Raw genomic sequence first — 16449 nt, 5'->3', positions numbered from 1 at the left:
TTAGGAATAATGCCGGAACTCCTGGGGCCGCTTTCCGTCGGACGGGCATCAGCGTCGTCGCCGGCGGGCGGCCGGTCGCCCCGCACGATCACGAGGTGAGCTGGTCGTGGCCCAAACGAGTGGTGGGCCCGGGGTGTCGCCGCGGGGACTTCGGCGGGAGTGTGGCAGGGTCCGCGAACGTGAGCGGAACCCCTCCCGGAAGGTTTCTCTACGCCTTTGCCTAGTAGGTCACACGGTTGGCTGTGTTTCTCGGGCCGGTTACCAATGAATGGCGCTCCCGGTGTCGTGCCGGGGTTCTTCGTGTTTCCTGCCTGGAGGTCCCCCCATGCATCGCAACATCCTCAAGAAGCCGCATCTTCGTAAGCGTGCCGCGCTGCTCGCCACCGGTGTCGGCGCGTCGGTCGCCCTGGGCGCGGGTATCGCCGCCGCGGCCGACAGCGGTGCCGCCGCCGCGCCGCTCTCCTCGCTGTCCCCCTCGACCGACCACGCCCTGGCAGCGCAGGCCGACGCCCAGCAGAAGGCCGCCGACCAGGCCCGTGCGAAGGCCGCCGAGGCGGCGAAGAAGGCCGCCTCCTGGACCGCCCCCGTCGACCGGGTGCAGCTCGGCGAGCCCTACGGCGCTGCCGGCAGCCACTGGAGCCACCGCCACAGCGGCCAGGACTTCGTCGTCCCGACCGGCACGCCGGTGCACGCCGCCCACGGCGGCACGGTCGTGAAGGCCGGTCCCAACGGCGGCGGTGACGGCCCGGCCTACGGCAACGCCGTCGTCATCAGGAACGCCGAAGGGGTCTACACCCAGTACGCCCACCTCTCACGGATCGACGTGGGTGTCGGCCGGCACGTCACGACCGGCCAGGAGATCGGCCTGTCCGGCTCCACGGGCAATTCCACCGGCCCCCACCTCCACTTCGAGGTGCGCTACGGCCCCGACTACGGGCAGAGCGTCGAGCCGACGACCTTCCTGCACGCGCACGGCGTCCGCATCTGACGCCACCGTGCGCCCGACCTCACCCGGCAGGTGGTGAAGCCCCGGCGCAGCACCGCGGAGCGCATCCGGCCCCCTCCCCACACCGTGGGAGAGGGGGCCGGCGCGTGGGGTGGGGCCCTCAGGCGCGGGGGCGGTGCGCGGCGGCCACCAGCTCGTTCGCCACCTCGACCAGTGCCGCCTGCTTGCGCTCGGGGGTGTCGTCGATGTGCTCCGCCGCGAGGTCGTCGAAGAGGCTGATGACGATGTCCTCCTTGGTCCGGAAGTGGTAGTACAGCGCGGCCTTGGTGACGTCGAGCTGTTCGGCGATCTCCCGGAGCGAGGTCTTCTCGTAGCCGTGCTCGGCGAACAGCCCCAGGGCGACCTCCTGGATGCGTTCCCGCGTGTTGCCGCGACGCGCCTGCGCTGTGCCCATGGTGCTCACTCCTCGTGGTGCGGGCGTGCCGGACGCAGCGGCAAAGGCTCACTCGTCGCCCGGCTGGTGGCGGTCTGCCCGCGCCATCGTAGGCACTGGCCGGGCGACAAGTAAGGGGGTGGCCTCCCGGCAGGGAAGCACCGCCGGGGCGGCCCGCAGGCACTGCCCGAGGACGCGCAGCCGCAGACGCCGGCCCCCAGGCGGTCCGAGGCGCGCAGAGGCCTGAGCCCCGAGCGACCCGGCCCCTGAGGGCTCGCCGGGCCCCCGGGCTGTCCGAGCCGGACGGCCGAGCGGGCGGCAGACACAGACGGCGGCCCCGTCCCGGACCTCTCCGGGGCGGGGCCGCCGACGTCTGCGGACGTCGCCTCGGCTCAGGACGGCAGCCGGTACACCCCGCCGGGCAGCGGTTCGACGAGGCCGTCCGCCACCAGGCCGTCCAGTGCCCGGGCGCGCTGCACCGGCTCGTGCCAGACACCGTCCAGCCGGCGCTGCGAGACGGGGCCGGTGGCCTCCCGCAACACCGCCAGCAGCTTGCCGCGGACCTGGCGGTCGGTGCCCGCGTAGGTCTGGGTCCGGCGCGGCGGGCCCTCGTGCGCGGGAGAGCCGGCCAGCCGCCAGGCGCAGTGTCCGGCGATCGGGCACCGCACGCACTCCGGGCTGCGGGCGGTGCAGACCAGCGCCCCCAGCTCCATCGTGCCCGCCGCCCACCGCGCCGCGGTCGACTCGTCCTCGGGAAGCAGGGCGCGGGCCAGCTTCCGTTCCGCCGCGGTCGTCGCGTTCGGCGGGTACTGCCGTCCGCCCACCGCCCGGGCGAACACCCGGCGCACGTTGGTGTCGAGTACCGCGTGGCGCTGACCGTAGGCGAAGGAGGCCACCGCCGCAGCCGTGTACTCGCCCACCCCCGGCAGGGCCAGGAGCTGGGCGTGGTCCCGCGGCACGTCGCCGCCGTGCCGCTCCCTTATGGCGCAGGCCGCGGCGTGCAGCCGCAACGCGCGGCGCGGGTAGCCGAGCCGGCCCCAGGCCCGGACCGCCTCACCGGGCGGCTGGGCGGCCAGGTCCGCGGGGCGCGGCCACCGGCGGAGCCACTCCTCGTACACCGGCAGCACGCGGTTCACCGGGGTCTGCTGGAGCATGAACTCACTGACCATCACCCCCCAGGCGCCCGCTTCGGGGCGGCGCCAGGGCAGGTCGCGGGCGTGCTCCGCGAACCACGCGGTGACCAGCTCGTGCAGGACGGGCGCGTCGCCCGGCGCCGCCGTCGAGTCCGGGGTGCGCCCGGCCAGACCGCCGGCGGGACGGGTGGACGTCGCCACGGAGGGCACCACCGCGGTCAGCGGGGCCTCGTCCCCGGCCTCGGCGGGCGGGGGGGAGTCCTCCGGCCGGCCGGAGCCCGAGGGCGTGGCGGTCGGGGGAGCGGAGGCCGGGACCGCCGGGCCACCGCCCGGAACGGTCGCCCCCGGCACCCCGGGGGCGACCGCCCCCGGAGCGGACCCGCCGGCAGCCGGCACGGTACGGACCTCGCCGGCGGCCGGGGGCGCACTCACCTCGCCGGAGACCGGCGTCGCCCGGACGGCACCCGCAGCGGACAGGACGGTGGCCGGCACACCCGTGCCGGCAGGCGCGGTGTTGCGGGGCGCGGGCGTCGTGGGCTCCCCCGAAGGGGAGGACGGCGCAGCGGTGCGGCTCGGGGACGACGGGTCCTGCCGGCTTGAGCCGTCGGGCACGTCCGCCGCGTGCGGCTGCGCACCGGCCGTCGCGGCGATCCCGTGGGCGGACGCCGGTGACATCGGCGATCCGGTCGAAGTGGTCTCGGTCGAAGCGGACTCGGCGGGGGAGGCAGGAGTGGAAGTCATGGCTCTTTGATCCTGGCAGATCGGCAGCCGCCCCGGAAACGCACCGGGCACGCGTCGCCCCACGCCCACCCACTCGCCCTACGCCGAGCCCCGCAGCACGCCCGACGGGCAGGGCGGGGGAGGGGCGGAACGTCCCCGGCGGACGGCAGGGCGCTGACGGCCCACGCCCCCGCCGGGCGGACCGGAACGCCCGGCCGGACGCAGTGGCCGGCCGGGGGGAGGACCTGAGGTCAGGCCGGCCGCCCCGAACCGGCCGAGGCCGTCGTGGCGACGGCCCGCAGGTAGCGGGCGGCGCCACGGGCCTGGCACCACCGGGTGACCGGCCGCCCCCACCGGGCGTAGCGCGGTCCGGGCCGGGAGAAGGCCGTCACCTCGAACCACACCACGTCCTCGGCGTCCCGGCGGACCACGAACGCCTCCTCGCCGCGGAGCGGATGGCCCGGCAGCGTTCCGTAGGCGAAGCCGACCCGGTCGGCCTCCCGCACCGTCCACACCACCCGGCAGGGGATGACCAGCCGCGGAAACGGCAGTCCCGGGGGGCGCAGGACCACCAGCGCCGTCAGGCCGGGGGCCGCGGGCGCGCCCGGGTACACCTCGAAGCCCGCACCCCGCTGGGCGCCCCAGGCCAGGACGTACCCGCCGGCACGCTCCAGCGCCTCTCGCCCGCGGCCCACCCGGACCCGCCGGTGCGTCCGGTCGTAGCCTTCCGGCAGCGGGCCGGCGGTGGCGCCCACCTCCCGGTAGGTGAAGGAGGCGGCTGCCGCCCGGTGGTAGGTGGTGCGCAGGTCTGACGCCATGGGCAGACGGTACGACGAGGGGCGGGGGCGCAGCCGCACCCGGTGCCGGGCACCATGGACGGATGACCGACCAGCCCTGCCCGGACGCCATCCGACGGGCCCTGCGCGCCCACACCACCATGACCCTGGCCTACGGGGACGAGCACGGCCCCGGCGCCTGCGCGGTGCTCTACGCGCCCACCGACGAGGCGGCCCCCCGGCTGCTCTTCGTCACCGCTGCCGGCACCCGGCACGGCCGGGCCCTGCCGGACGCGGCCGTCGCCTTCACCGCGCAGCGCGACGGGCAGGAGTGGTCGGCGCTCACCGGCCTCCAGGGCACCGGGGTGTGCGCCGAGTTGACCGGCGCCGCCCGCGAGGCGGCCTGGCCCGTCTACCGCGACCGCTTCCCCTTCGTCGACGCCGACCAGACGCTGCGCGCGGCCATGGCCCGCACCGGGCTGTGGGAACTGCGCCCGACCTGGCTGCGGTTCATCGACAACGGCCGGGGCTTCGGGCACAAGGAGGAGTGGCGGGCCCCCTGAACCGGCACGGCCCCCGGTCCGCGGGGCCGGCGGGTGCTGGCCGGGGGCCGGGGGCGCATGACCGCCGCTGGGCCGGCACGGTGACGGGAAGTCACCGAACGGGTGCAGTCGTGCCCGGAGAGGGAAGGGCGCCCGGTTGGTGGCGGGTGCCCTCGCGGAAGGCGGGTTTCCGGGCGGTGGTGGCGCGGCGAGGGACGCGTCCATCAGCCGTGGCGTGGGCGGCCGTTGCACCCGGACGCACCAAAGGGCAGATGATGTGAAGAGTTGCGGCCCGGTGCGGCGGGTGGTGGCGGGTACGACAGCTGAACTCTCGTAGAGTTTCCGCGTGGGATCACTGCGCAATCCGATCGGGCCGCTTCCCTCTGCCATCTACTGGCGCCGGAGGGCGGTCGCGCTCGTCGTCCTCGCCCTGCTCGCCGCCCTGGTGGTGTGGGCCGTCTCCCTCGGCGGGAACGACGGCAGCGACGACCGCGCCAAGGGCCCCGGTGGCGGCGGCCCGGCGCCGTCCATCACCCCCGGACCCTCCGGTTCCGGCACCACGGGCGGCGGTACCGGTGGCGGTGACACCGGCGGGTCCGGCGGCTCCGGTGGGTCGGGCGGCGGCAGCGGTGGCGGCGGCGGAGCGGGTGGCGCGGCCTCCGGCTCGGGCGGCGGCAGTGGCAGCGGCGGTTCCGGGACGGGCGGCGCGGCAGCGGGCGCGGGCGGCCCCCTCGGTGTACCGCTGGGCAAGGCCTCCGGGGACGTCACGGTCGTCCCGTCCGACTCCTCGCTTCCCGACTGCGGGCGCGCGGACACCACGGTGAAGCTCACCAGCCGGCACGCCTCCTACCACCCCGACCAGAAACCGGTCTTCGAGGTGACGGTGGCCAACCGCGGTGACAAGGCCTGCAAGGTCAACCTCGGCCGCACCTCCGCGACCCTCACCATCAGCCCGGCCGACCACGACCAGGCGTTCTGGGACTCCGGCGACTGCCCCTCCGACACCCGCGCGGCGCTGGTGCGCGTCGCCGCCGACGGCAGCGTGAAGCGGATCGTCACCTGGGACCGCGCGGCCAGCGACAAGCGCTGCTCCACCGCCTCACCCGAGAAGGCCGCACCCGGCCACTACCGCGCGAAACTCAAGGTCAGCGGCATGACGGCGGTCACGACCACCTTCACCCTCACCGGCGACTGACGGACGGGAGCCACCGGGCGGCTGCACAGAGCGGCCTGGCGGTGCGGACGGGGCGCGGGGCAGCGGAGGCGCCCGCGGGGACGGCCGACGGGCGGCGGCCCCGGGGACCCCTCAGACGTAGCGTTCCAGGATGGAGGACTCCGCCAGTCGCGAGAGCCCCTCGCGGACGGACCGGGCCCGTGCCTCCCCGACACCCTCCACCGCCTGGAGGTCGTCGACACTCGCGGCGAGCAGCTTCTGCAGGCCGCCGAAGTGGTCGACGAGCCGGTCGATGACCAGACCCGGCAGCCGGGGAACCTTCGCCAGCAGCCGGAACCCGCGCGGCGAGACCGCCAAGTCCAGCGTCTCCGGCGCCCCGCTGTAGCCCAGTGCCCGCGCCACGACGGGCAGTTCGAGCAGCTCGGTGTGGGTGAGGGCGTCCAGCTCGGAGAGGGCCTCGGCGACCGTGCGCGATCGTTTCGCCGTCGGCTCGGGCACGTAGTCCCGCGCCACCAGCTCGCGTTCCGGCTCCACCCCGGCGATCAGCTCGTCCAGCTGGAGCGAGAGCAGCCGGCCGTCGGTGCCCAGCTCCACCACGTACTCGGCGATCTCCGTGGCGATCCGGCGCACCATCTCCAGGCGCTGCGCCACCGCGCTGACGTCCCGGACGGTGACCAGGTCCTCGATCTCCAGGGCCGAGAGCGTCCCGGCGACCTCGTCCAGCCGCAGCTTGTAGCGCTCCAGCGTGGCCAGCGCCTGGTTGGCGCGGGAGAGGATGGCCGCGGACTCCTCCAGCACGCGCCGCTCGCCGTCCACGTAGAGCGCGATCAGCCGCATCGACTGGCTGACCGAGACCACCGGGAAGCCGGCCTGGATCGACACGCGCTGCGCCGTGCGGTGGCGGGTGCCGGTCTCCTCGGTGGGGATGGAGGCGTCGGGGACGAGCTGGACGCCGGCGCGCAGGATCTTGGTGATGTCCTTGTCCAGCACCAGGGCGCCGTCCAGCTTGCACAGCTCCCGCAGCCGGGTCGCGGAGAAGTCCACGTCCAGGACGAAGCCGCCGGTACACATCGACTCGACCGTCTTGTCGAAGCCCAGCACGATCAGTCCGCCGGTGTTGCCGCGCAGGACGCGTTCGAGACCGTCGCGCAGCGCCGTTCCGGGAGCCACCGCGCTCAGTGAGGAACGCATCAGACGCTCGGTGCCGGAACCCCCGGACCTGCCGGGCGACGTCGCCCGGTCGTTGGCTGCCACTGCACTCCTCCGTCACACAGTCTGTCGGTGCCGCAGCCCGCCCCCGCAGACGTGCGGGGCGGACGACGCACGAAGCGCGCCACGTGCCCGCACGCCGGGTCGGCGAGCGGGAACGCCGCCGACCCCACCGGGGTACCGGCTCACCGGTCACGCGCCGGCGCGTCCGTCACCCACCCGTCGGCCGCCCGCGACGCCGGCCGGCCGGACGCCGGTCCGTGCACCGCCTGGCGCCTGCGGACAGGCGGGACCGGGACAAAGTCTACCGGCGTCCGCCGCGTCACACCGGGGCCTGCCGGGCCGAGCTCTCGCGCGGCGCTGCTTCCCGGCGCGGCCGGGCGGGCAGCACCCGCAGCGCCTCGCCCACGTCGGCCACCTCCTGCACCCGCATGCCCGCCGGGACACGGCCCGGATCGGAGGGCACCAGGGCGTGGGTGAAGCCGAGTCGGGCGGCCTCCGCCAGCCGCCGCTGGACACCCGTGACGCGGCGGACCTCGCCGGCCAGCCCCACCTCGCCGATGGCCACCAGGTTCTTCGGCAGCGGGGTGTCGCTCGCCGCGCTGGCCAGGGCGAGAGCGACCGCGAGGTCCGCGGCCGGCTCGGAGAGCTTCACCCCGCCGACGGTGGCGCTGTAGATGTCGCGCTTGCCGAGCGCCGAGATCCGGCCCCGCTGCTCCAGCACGGCCAGCATCATCGAGACCCGCGAGGTTTCCAGGCCCGAGGTGGTGCGGCGCGGCGAGGGGATCTGGGAGTCGACGGTGAGGGCCTGCACCTCGGCGACGAGGGGGCGGCGGCCCTCCAGCGTGACGGTCAGGCAGGTGCCGGGCACCGGTTCGGCCCGCCTGGTCAGGAACAGGCCGGAAGGGTCGGCCAGCCCGGTGATGCCCTCGTCGTGCAGCTCGAAGCAGCCGACCTCGTCGGTGGCGCCGTAGCGGTTCTTCACCCCGCGGACCAGGCGGAGCCGGGCGTGGCGGTCCCCCTCGAAGCTGAGGACCACGTCCACCAGGTGCTCCAGCAGCCGGGGCCCGGCGATGGCGCCCTCCTTGGTGACGTGGCCGACCAGCAGGGTGGACATGCCGCGCTCCTTGGAGGCGCGGATCAGCGCCCCGGCCACCTCGCGGACCTGCGCCATGCCGCCGGGCGCGCCGTCGATCTCGGGCGAGGCGACCGTCTGCACCGAGTCCAGCACCAGCAACGAGGGCTTGACGGTGTCCAGATGGCCGAGCACCGCGGACAGGTCGGTCTCCGCGGCGAGGTAGAGGTCGTCGTCGAGGGCGCCGATGCGGTCGGCCCGCAGCCGCACCTGGCCCGCCGACTCCTCCCCGGTGACGTAGAGGGTGCGGTGGTCGGCGGAGGCCGCCTTCGCCGCCACGTCCAGCAGCAGCGTGGACTTGCCGACGCCCGGCTCACCGGCGAGCAGCACGACGGCGCCCGGCACCAGGCCGCCGCCCAGGACCCGGTCCAGTTCCGCGACGCCGGTGGAACGGGCCGTGGCGCGGCGCCCGTCGACCTGGCCGATGGGGAGGGCCGCGGTGGTGACCCGCCCGGGCGCCGTGGTGCGGACCGCCGGGCTGCCGCCGGTCTCCTCGATCGTGCCCCACGCCTGGCACTCGGGACAGCGGCCCAGCCACTTCACCGTGGTCCAACCGCACTCGGTGCAGCGGTAGGACGGCCGTTCCCTGGGCGCAGTCTTTCGGGTTGCCATGGGGTCACGGTACTTCGGCCCACCGACAGCGCCGCCGCCCCGCCGCCCCGCCGCCCCGCCGCCCTGGCGGGAAGGCGGGACGGGGCTCTGCGGCCGGTCCCGGACGGGCGCCCGGGAAGGACGGCGGGAAAGTGCTCTGCTTGGCCCTGCAAAAGGGCACGTTCGTCCGGTATCGGCTACCTTCCTGTCCCCTTTCGAAGGAGAACGTCACCCGTAAGGCTTAAAAGTCAGGGAGTGCTACGAGACGCCCGGCACTGTCCGCCTACCTTCGCGGAGTGATGAGCAGCAGGTCCGACCAGCCACCGCACACCACCGGCACGCACCGTGCCCACTCCGGGCGCGACGCCGAGCCGGCACCGCGACTGCCCGAGCGGTACGCCCCTCTCCTCGACGGCCTCTACACGTACTGCCTGTCGGTGCTGTGCGAGCACGAGGCAGCGGCGAACGTGCTGGGCGAGGCGCTCGCGCTCGCCGAACGCCACCACGGCCGCCGCCCCTCGGACCCGGACCTCTTCCGTCCCTGGCTCTACGCCCTCGCCCGTTGGGCCTGCCTGCGCAGGCTCGCCGAACGCGCCGCCCGGACCGAGGCGGCCGACCCCGGCGAGCCGTCCCGGCCCGCCGGCCTCCCCCGCACCGACGGCCCCGCCCGCCCCCAGCAGCCGGCGCAGGGCCCGGCCCACCCCGCGGACCCGGTCCGCCCCGCGGACGGCGAGGCTCCCGCCCGCCGCCCGCCCGACAGCACCGCCGCGGACGACGTCGCCGCAGCCTTCGGCCACCGCGCCCGCCCCACCGCACCACCCGCCACCGACCCCCCGTACGGCCCCGGCCCCTCCACGGGGCCCGGCACCGGCACCGGCCACGGCACGGGGGCGGGCCGAGGCGGAACCACCGCCGACCGCCGTCCCGGTGAGGGACCCGCCCCCGGTGAGGGACCCGCCGGCCGGGACGGGGACGGCCACCGCGAACTCGCGCTGCTCGCCTGGCCGGAGGCGGCGGGTACCACCCCCGAGCAACGGGAGGCGCTCGAACTGGCCACCCGGCACGGACTGTCGGCCCGCGAGGTCGCAGCGGTCGTCGGCAGGGAGCTCGCCGCCACCCGCACCCTCATCGCCGCCGCCTCCTGCGAGGTGGAGCGGACCCGTGCGGCGCTGGCCGTCGTCGAGTCCGGCCGCTGTCCGGAGGTGGCCCGGTTCGCCGGGGACTCCCACGTCCTGCTGGGCGCCGGGCTCCGGCGCGAACTGGTGCGCCACGTCGACGAGTGCCCCGAATGCCGCCGCACCGCCGAGCGGGCGACCGCCCGCGGCCCCTGGCCCGGCACGGCCCCCGCCGGCTCGGCCACCCTCCCCGTCCTGACCGCCCCCCGGGACGCCGTCGCCGCCGCGATGATTGCCGCCCAGACCTCGCGCACCGGCCGCGCCGAGGCCACGTCCCGGCGCGCCACCCGGCCCCGCCGCGGCCCGCGCCACGCCGCCGGCGCCGCCCTGGTGGGTGCCGCCGCGGTCGGCAACGCGCCGCGCTACGACCGCAGCGGCTTCCCCGTCGGCCCCAAGGACCGCACGGCGCGCCGCCGCCGGCTCCGCAACCGCGCACTGACCACCACCGTGGTCGCCGCGGTCGTCGCCGCTCCGGTGCTCGCCCTGTGGGCCGCCTACCGCGGCGCACCCGTCCTCGGTGAGGGCCGGCACTCCACCCGCGCCTCGGCCGACGACCACGAGGGCAGGGACGAGATCGACGGCCGTCCCTACGAGAACGCGGGCAGCGCCCACACCACCCCCACCGCCTCCGACGGCCGGGCCCCGGACGTCACCGTGCAGGTGATCGGGGCCGACGGCACACCGCTCGCCCCCGGCGACGCCGGCCGCCCGGCCACCGGCCCGGGCCGCCTGACCCTCACCGCCCGGCCGAGCGGCGACGCCACCCTGATCACCCTCACCGCCTCCGGCGGCACCGCCGTGCACTGGAGTGCCGCGGCCAACGCCGACTGGCTCCGGATGAGCGCCAACCACGGCACCCTCCGACCCGGCCGGTCCACCACCCTGCGCGTCCTCATCGACCCGGCGCGGGAGCCGGCCCGCCACTGGGTGGCACGCATCGCCGTCGACCCGGTGGGGGCCGTCGTCACGCTGGAGGGCCACGGCTCGGCCGGGCCCGGCCACGGCTCACACCCCGGGGGCCACCACGGCCACGGCGGGGGACACCACGGGGGCCACGGCGGGCACCCGTCCGTGCCCCCGCACCCGCTGCCCTCCCCCGTCACCTCCACCCCGGGCGACCCGGGCACGCCCGCCCCGACGCCGACCCCCTCCGCCACCGACACCCCACCACCGGCCGGCTCCACCCCGGCCCCCGCACCGGACGGCGCAGCAGGCTGAGGCGTGGACCGGACGCAGGACGCAGGACGCGGCACAGCGGCGGACGGGACCCGGGCGGCCCCGCCGGGACGGGCCACCCGCACCCGGCCCGGCGAGCCGGCGGGCGCGTCCGCCGGGAGCCGTCAGCCGCAGGCGCGGGGGGTGGTCCGGGCGGGCAGGCCGGTACGGCCCGGCGGTCAGACGGCCGGCGGGTCCGCCGGGTGCGGGGCCATGGGAAGCGTCGAGGCGAGCCGCTCCTCACACAGCTCGACCAGCCGCGCATACCCCTTCTCGCCCATCAGCTCCCGCAACTCCGGCGCGTAGGAGCGGAAGACCGGCTCACCGGCACCGTGCGCGGACGTCGCCGAGGTGCACCACCAGTGCAGGTCGTGGCCGCCGGGCCCCCAACCGCGCCGGTCGTACTCGCCGATGGTGATCTGGAGCACCTGGGTGTCGTCCGGCCGCTCGATCCAGTCGAAGGTGCGGCGGACCGGCAGCTGCCAGCAGACGTCCGGCTTGGTCTCCAGCGGCTCGCGGCCCTCGCGCAGCGCCAGGATGTGCAGGGCGCAGCCGGCGCCGCCCTCGAACCCGGGCCGGTTCTGGAAGATGCACGACCCCTTGTACCGGCGGGTCTGCCGCTCCCCGTCGTCCTCGTCGACCTCGGTCCAGCCGCTCCTGGTGCCCACGTCGTGGAACTGCCAGACCTCGGGCGTGAGCCGCGCCACGTGCCCGGCGACCCGCTCCTCGTCCTCCTCGTCGGAGAAGTGCGCGCCCAGCGTGCAGCAGCCGTCGTCGGCCCGGCCGGCCTGGATGCCCTGGCAGCCGCTGCCGAAGACGCAGCTCCACCGGGAGGTGAGCCAGGTCAGGTCGCAGCGGAAGAGCTGCTCCTCGTCGGAGGGGTCGGGGAAGGTCACCCAGGCCCGCGCGAAGTCGAGATCGACCTCGTCGCTCACGTCCACCGTGAGGACCTCGCCCTCCTCGGCGGCCTGCCGGGCGCGGTTGCGCCCGGCCTTCCTGAGGGCTTTGTCGCGCTTCGCCTTGTTCGTCGTTGCCACCACCCCAGCGTAAGGGCGACGCCCCCGCCGGCCAGCGCCCCAACAGGTGACGTCTGCCCCGTCGTGGCGCCCGACCCGCCCTCTCCGCGCACCGGACCGTAACCCGAGCACGCCCAGGACGAGGGTTTCCGCCCGGCACACCCGGAGCACGCACCGGGCGCCGCTCCTCGACGGGCGGACGTCACCTGCCGGGGCGCTAGGTTTCCGCCATGAGACTCGGTGTCCTCGACGTGGGTTCCAATACCGTCCACCTGCTCGTCATGGACGCGCACCCCGGCGCGCGCCCGCTCCCCGCCTACTCCCACAAGGCGGACCTGCCGCTGGCCGAACTCCTGGAACCGGACGGCACCATCGGCGTGTCGGGCATCGGGAGGCTGGCGGAGGTGGTCGCCGAGGCGCGGCAGGTCGCCGAGGACAAGGGCGTCGAGGACCTGCTGCCGTTCGCGACGTCCGCCGTGCGCGAGGCCCCCAACGGCCCGGCGGTGCTGCACGAGGTCGCCGCGGAGACGGGCGTGGAGCTGCGGGTGCTGTCCGGGGAGGACGAGGCGCGGCTCACCTTCCTGGCGGCCCGCCGCTGGTTCGGCTGGTCCGCCGGCCGGCTGCTGCTCTTCGACATCGGCGGCGGCTCGCTGGAGATCGCCTACGGCCTGGACGAGGACCCCGACGTGGCGGTCTCGCTGCCGCTCGGTGCGGGCCGCCTCACCGGCAACCACCTGCCCGGCGACCCCCCGGACCAGGCGACCGTACGGACCCTGCGGCGCACCGTCCGGGCCGGGATCGCCCGGGTCGTGAGCGACTTCACACGCCACGGCACCCCGGACCACGTGGTGGCCACCTCCAAGACCTTCCGCCAGCTCGCCCGGATCGGGGGCGCCGCCCGCTCCGCCGAGGGCCTCTACGTGCAGCGGAGCCTGAACCGGAACGCACTGGAGGAGTGGCTGCCCAAGCTCGCGGCGATGACGGCGGCCGAGCGTTCCGCGCTGCCGGGGGTCTCCGCGGGCAGAGCGCGCCAGCTCCTGGCCGGAGCGCTGGTCGCCGACGCCGCCATGGATCTCTTCGGCGTCGACGAGCTGGAGATTTGCCCGTGGGCGCTGCGCGAGGGGGTCATCCTGCGCCACCTGGACCAGTTGGCGCCGGGGTAGCGGGCCGCACCCCGCGGTGGGGCGGCGGCGCCGCACCGTATGCCGCCGGTGTCCGCGGGGCCCGTACGCTGGGTTGCGTGTCAGAGCCAGTGGTGCGCATTCCGGATGTGAAGGTCGCCCTGTCCACGGCCTCGGTCTACCCCGAGTCGACGGCCACGGCCTTCGAGATCGCCGGCCGCCTGGGATACGACGGCGTCGAGGTCATGGTGTGGACGGACCCGGTGAGCCAGGACGTCGAGGCGCTGCGTCGGCTCTCGGACCACCACGGCGTCCCGATCCTCGCCATCCATGCGCCCTGCCTCCTGATCACCCAGCGGGTGTGGTCCACCGACCCGTGGACCAAGCTCCAGCGGGCCCGGACCGCCGCCGAGAAGCTGGATGCCTCCACCGTCGTCGTCCACCCGCCCTTCCGCTGGCAGCGCGGCTACGCCAGGGAGTTCGTACGCGGGATCTGGCGGATGGAGAGCGAGACGGACGTGCGCTTCGCGGTGGAGAACATGTACCCGTGGCGCTACCGGGACCGCGAGATGCTCGCCTACGCCCCGAACTGGGACCCCACCGAGGACGACTACCGCCACTTCACCGTCGACCTGTCCCACACCGCGACCGCCCGCAGCGACGCCCTGACGATGGCGGACCGCATGGCCGACCGCCTGGCCCACGTCCACCTCGCCGACGGCAACGGCTCCGGCAAGGACGAGCACCTGGTGCCGGGCCGGGGCAGCCAGCCCTGCGCCGAGCTGCTGGAGCACCTCGCGGTCTCCGGCTTCGGCGGCCACGTCGTGGTCGAGGTCAACACCCGCCGGGCCATGTCCGCCGCGGAGCGCGAGACCGACCTCGCCGAGGCCCTGGCCTTCGCCCGCCTCCACCTCGCCGCCCCCAGCCAGAGCCCCGGCCTGTGAGGACCTCGCAGGCCGCACCCCGGCCCCGGCCGCGCTGGACCGGGAACGCCTGACGGGAGAGGGCGCACGGCCGGGCCCGCACCCCGTCCGCGCAACCGGTCATATGTCTCACATGCCGGAGGGCCTGTCCGGATCCTGGATGAGGGGCGTAACCTCGTGACCGGTCGGCGTGTCCCGCGGCACGCGGAGAAGGCTGGCTGACGAAGACGTGACGCCCCGCACGGCGCAAGCGGCCCGCACGGCCGCACCCGCCCGGAACCGCGCGTCACGCGCAGACGAACCGAGGAGTGTTCACCGTGCCCGAGCTGAGGTCCCGCACCGTCACCCATGGCCGCAACATGGCCGGAGCCCGCGCCCTTATGCAGGCCTCGGGCGTAGCGCGCGAGGACTTCGGCAAGCCGATCATCGCGGTGGCCAACAGCTTCACCGAGTTCGTCCCCGGCCACACCCACCTCCAGCCGGTCGGCCGCATCGTCTCCGAGGCGATCAAGGAGGCCGGCGGCATCGCCCGCGAGTTCAACACCATCGCGGTCGACGACGGCATCGCCATGGGCCACGGCGGCATGCTCTACAGCCTGCCCTCCCGCGACCTGATCGCCGACTCCGTCGAGTACATGGTCAACGCGCACTGCGCGGACGCCCTGATCTGCATCTCCAACTGCGACAAGATCACACCGGGCATGCTGATGGCCGCGATGCGCCTCAACATCCCCACCGTCTTCGTCTCCGGCGGCCCCATGGAGGCCGGCCGCGCGACCCTCGTCGACGGCACCGTCCGCAAGCTGGACCTCATCGACGCCATGTCCGAGGCCGTCAACGAGTCCGTCTCCGACGCCGACGTGCTGCGCATCGAGGAGAACGCCTGCCCGACCTGCGGCTCCTGCTCGGGCATGTTCACCGCCAACTCGATGAACTGCCTCACCGAGGCCATCGGCCTCTCGCTGCCCGGCAACGGCTCGGTCCTGGCCACCCACACCGCCCGCCGCGCCCTGTACGAGAAGGCCGGCGCCACCGTCGTGGAGATCGCGAACCGCTACTACGGCGAGGACGACGAGAGCGTGCTGCCGCGCAACATCGGCACCCGCGCCTCCTTCGAGAACGCCATGGCCCTGGACATCGCCATGGGCGGCTCCACCAACACCATCCTCCACCTGCTGGCCGCCGCCCAGGAGGCCGAGCTCGACTACGACCTGGCCGACATCGACGAGGTCTCCCGCCGCGTCCCCTGCCTGGCCAAGGTCGCCCCCAACGTCGCGCCCGGCGGCACGTACTACATGGAGGACGTGCACCGCGCCGGCGGCATCCCCGCCATCCTCGGCGAACTCCACCGCGCCGGGCTGCTGAACGAGGACGTCCACAGCGTCCACAGCCCGAACCTCGCCGACTGGCTCAAGACCTGGGACGTGCGCGGCGGCTCGCCCTCCGCGGAGGCCGTCGAGCTGTGGCACGCCGCCCCCGGCTGCAAGCGCTCCGCCGAGGCGTTCTCGCAGTCCGAGCGGTGGGCGTCGCTGGACACCGACGCCGCCGGCGGCTGCATCCGCGACCTGGAGCACGCCTACTCCACCGACGGCGGCCTGGCCGTCCTCAAGGGCAACCTCGCCGTCGACGGCTGCGTGGTCAAGACCGCCGGCGTCGACGAGTCGATCCTCACCTTCGAGGGCCCGGCCGTGGTCTGCGAGTCCCAGGAGGAGGCCGTCGACCGCATCCTGAAGAAGCAGGTCAAGGAGGGCGACGTCGTCGTCATCCGCTACGAGGGCCCCAAGGGCGGTCCCGGCATGCAGGAGATGCTCTACCCCACCTCCTTCCTCAAGGGCCGGGGCCTGGGCAAGGCCTGCGCGCTCGTCACCGACGGCCGGTTCTCCGGCGGCACCTCGGGCCTGTCCATCGGCCACGCCTCCCCGGAGGCGGCCGCCGGCGGCACCATCGCCCTGGTCGAGGACGGTGACCTGATCCGCATCGACATCCCCGGCCGCACCATCGAGCTGGTCGTGGACGAGGAGGTGCTCGCCGCCCGCCGGGAGGCGCTCGGCGGCGTCTACGCGCCCCGCGACCGGCAGCGCACCGTCTCGCAGGCCCTGCGCGCCTACGCGGCCATGGCCACCAGCGCCGACCGCGGCGCCGTCCGGGACGTCAGCAAGCTCGGCTGACCACCGCCACGGCACGTCGGCCGCCCGGCACGGCCGAGGTGCCGGGCACGCAGCACACCGCCCGGGGGGGCGGGCGCGGGGACAGACCCCGGCCCGCCCCCCCGGGGGGCCCGCCGCCCCCCCCCCCGGGCCGGCAGGACCCCCCGCCCCCCCCCCGGCCCCCGGCCGGGGA

Annotated in this window: 12 protein-coding genes and 1 pseudogene; 7 read left to right on the top strand and 6 right to left on the bottom strand. The window is 75.5% G+C overall.

The annotated features are described in order from the left end of the window. Positions 1-325: 325 nt before the first annotated feature. A complete protein-coding gene (locus tag ACFV3R_RS00100) occupies positions 326-988 on the top strand; it encodes a M23 family metallopeptidase (protein WP_385572867.1) in 663 nt (220 codons plus the stop codon). A gap of 216 nt (positions 989-1204) precedes the next feature. Here ACFV3R_RS00100 and ACFV3R_RS00095 read toward each other — a convergent pair. From ACFV3R_RS00095 to ACFV3R_RS00085, 3 genes and pseudogenes are all read right to left on the bottom strand, one after another. After that, positions 1205-1400, bottom strand: a pseudogene (locus tag ACFV3R_RS00095) (TetR/AcrR family transcriptional regulator); the annotation flags it as partial. 371 nt (positions 1401-1771) lie between these two features. Further along, the gene (locus ACFV3R_RS00090; RefSeq protein WP_385574164.1) at positions 1772-2683 is read right to left on the bottom strand and encodes an A/G-specific adenine glycosylase; all 912 of its coding nucleotides are present in this window, start codon (positions 2681-2683) and stop codon (positions 1772-1774) included. A gap of 800 nt (positions 2684-3483) precedes the next feature. Then, positions 3484-4050: a DUF1990 family protein gene (locus tag ACFV3R_RS00085; RefSeq protein ID WP_385572865.1), complete on the bottom strand. Its 567-nt coding sequence runs from the start codon at positions 4048-4050 to the stop codon at positions 3484-3486. Positions 4051-4112: 62 nt separating this feature from the next. On the opposite strand from ACFV3R_RS00085, the gene ACFV3R_RS00080 reads away from it, so the two are divergent. Beyond that, a complete protein-coding gene (locus ACFV3R_RS00080; protein ID WP_385572863.1) occupies positions 4113-4571 on the top strand; it encodes a pyridoxamine 5'-phosphate oxidase in 459 nt (152 codons plus the stop codon). Between the two features lie 325 nt (positions 4572-4896). Then, positions 4897-5745, top strand: a complete 849-nt coding sequence (locus ACFV3R_RS00075) for a hypothetical protein (RefSeq protein ID WP_385572861.1) — start codon at positions 4897-4899, stop codon at positions 5743-5745. Positions 5746-5856: 111 nt separating this feature from the next. Here ACFV3R_RS00075 and disA read toward each other — a convergent pair whose 3' ends face one another. Together disA and radA are read right to left on the bottom strand one after the other, a co-directional pair. Continuing rightward, positions 5857-6978, bottom strand: coding sequence for a DNA integrity scanning diadenylate cyclase DisA (gene disA / locus ACFV3R_RS00070; protein ID WP_385572859.1), 1122 nt, complete (start codon positions 6976-6978; stop codon positions 5857-5859). A 277-nt stretch (positions 6979-7255) separates the two neighbouring features. After that, entirely contained in the window at positions 7256-8680 is a 1425-nt protein-coding gene (gene radA / locus ACFV3R_RS00065; protein ID WP_385572857.1) for a DNA repair protein RadA, read from the bottom strand. Positions 8681-8958: 278 nt separating this feature from the next. On the opposite strand from radA, the gene ACFV3R_RS00060 reads away from it, so the two are divergent. Beyond that, positions 8959-11052 (top strand): sigma-70 family RNA polymerase sigma factor, encoded by a 2094-nt coding sequence (locus ACFV3R_RS00060; RefSeq protein ID WP_385572855.1) that lies wholly within the window; start codon positions 8959-8961, stop codon positions 11050-11052. 176 nt (positions 11053-11228) lie between these two features. Here the strand turns inward: ACFV3R_RS00060 and ACFV3R_RS00055 are convergent, their stop codons facing one another. Continuing rightward, positions 11229-12086 carry a hypothetical protein gene (locus tag ACFV3R_RS00055; protein WP_385572853.1) on the bottom strand — a complete coding sequence of 286 codons (858 nt, stop codon included), beginning with the start codon at positions 12084-12086 and terminating at the stop codon, positions 11229-11231. Between the two features lie 209 nt (positions 12087-12295). On the opposite strand from ACFV3R_RS00055, the gene ACFV3R_RS00050 reads away from it, so the two are divergent. The 3 genes from ACFV3R_RS00050 (at position 12296) to ilvD (ending at position 16277) form a co-directional block, all read left to right on the top strand. Continuing rightward, entirely contained in the window at positions 12296-13228 is a 933-nt protein-coding gene (locus ACFV3R_RS00050; RefSeq protein ID WP_385572851.1) for a Ppx/GppA family phosphatase, read from the top strand. Between the two features lie 77 nt (positions 13229-13305). Beyond that, positions 13306-14130, top strand: a complete 825-nt coding sequence (locus ACFV3R_RS00045) for a sugar phosphate isomerase/epimerase family protein (RefSeq protein WP_385572849.1) — start codon at positions 13306-13308, stop codon at positions 14128-14130. 296 nt (positions 14131-14426) lie between these two features. Next, complete coding sequence (ilvD, locus tag ACFV3R_RS00040; RefSeq protein ID WP_385572848.1) at positions 14427-16277, top strand: dihydroxy-acid dehydratase; 1851 nt, start codon at positions 14427-14429, stop codon at positions 16275-16277. Positions 16278-16449: the final 172 nt, after the last annotated feature.

The organism is Streptomyces sp. NPDC059740 (assembly GCF_042733155.1).
Classification (GTDB): Bacteria; Actinomycetota; Actinomycetes; order Streptomycetales; family Streptomycetaceae; genus Streptomyces.
This window is presented reverse-complemented; position numbering and strand designations above follow the sequence as displayed.

What these genes read in the sequence shown, in the direction of transcription:
- ACFV3R_RS00085 (WP_385572865.1), bottom strand. Translation starts at nt 4,050, where the DNA reads ATGGCGTCAGACCTGCGCACCACCTACCACCGGGCGGCAGCCGCCTCC.
- ACFV3R_RS00050 (WP_385572851.1), top strand. Translation starts at nt 12,296, where the DNA reads ATGAGACTCGGTGTCCTCGACGTGGGTTCCAATACCGTCCACCTGCTC.
- radA (WP_385572857.1), bottom strand. Translation starts at nt 8,680, where the DNA reads ATGGCAACCCGAAAGACTGCGCCCAGGGAACGGCCGTCCTACCGCTGC.
- ACFV3R_RS00080 (WP_385572863.1), top strand. Translation starts at nt 4,113, where the DNA reads ATGACCGACCAGCCCTGCCCGGACGCCATCCGACGGGCCCTGCGCGCC.
- ACFV3R_RS00060 (WP_385572855.1), top strand. Translation starts at nt 8,959, where the DNA reads ATGAGCAGCAGGTCCGACCAGCCACCGCACACCACCGGCACGCACCGT.
- ACFV3R_RS00100 (WP_385572867.1), top strand. Translation starts at nt 326, where the DNA reads ATGCATCGCAACATCCTCAAGAAGCCGCATCTTCGTAAGCGTGCCGCG.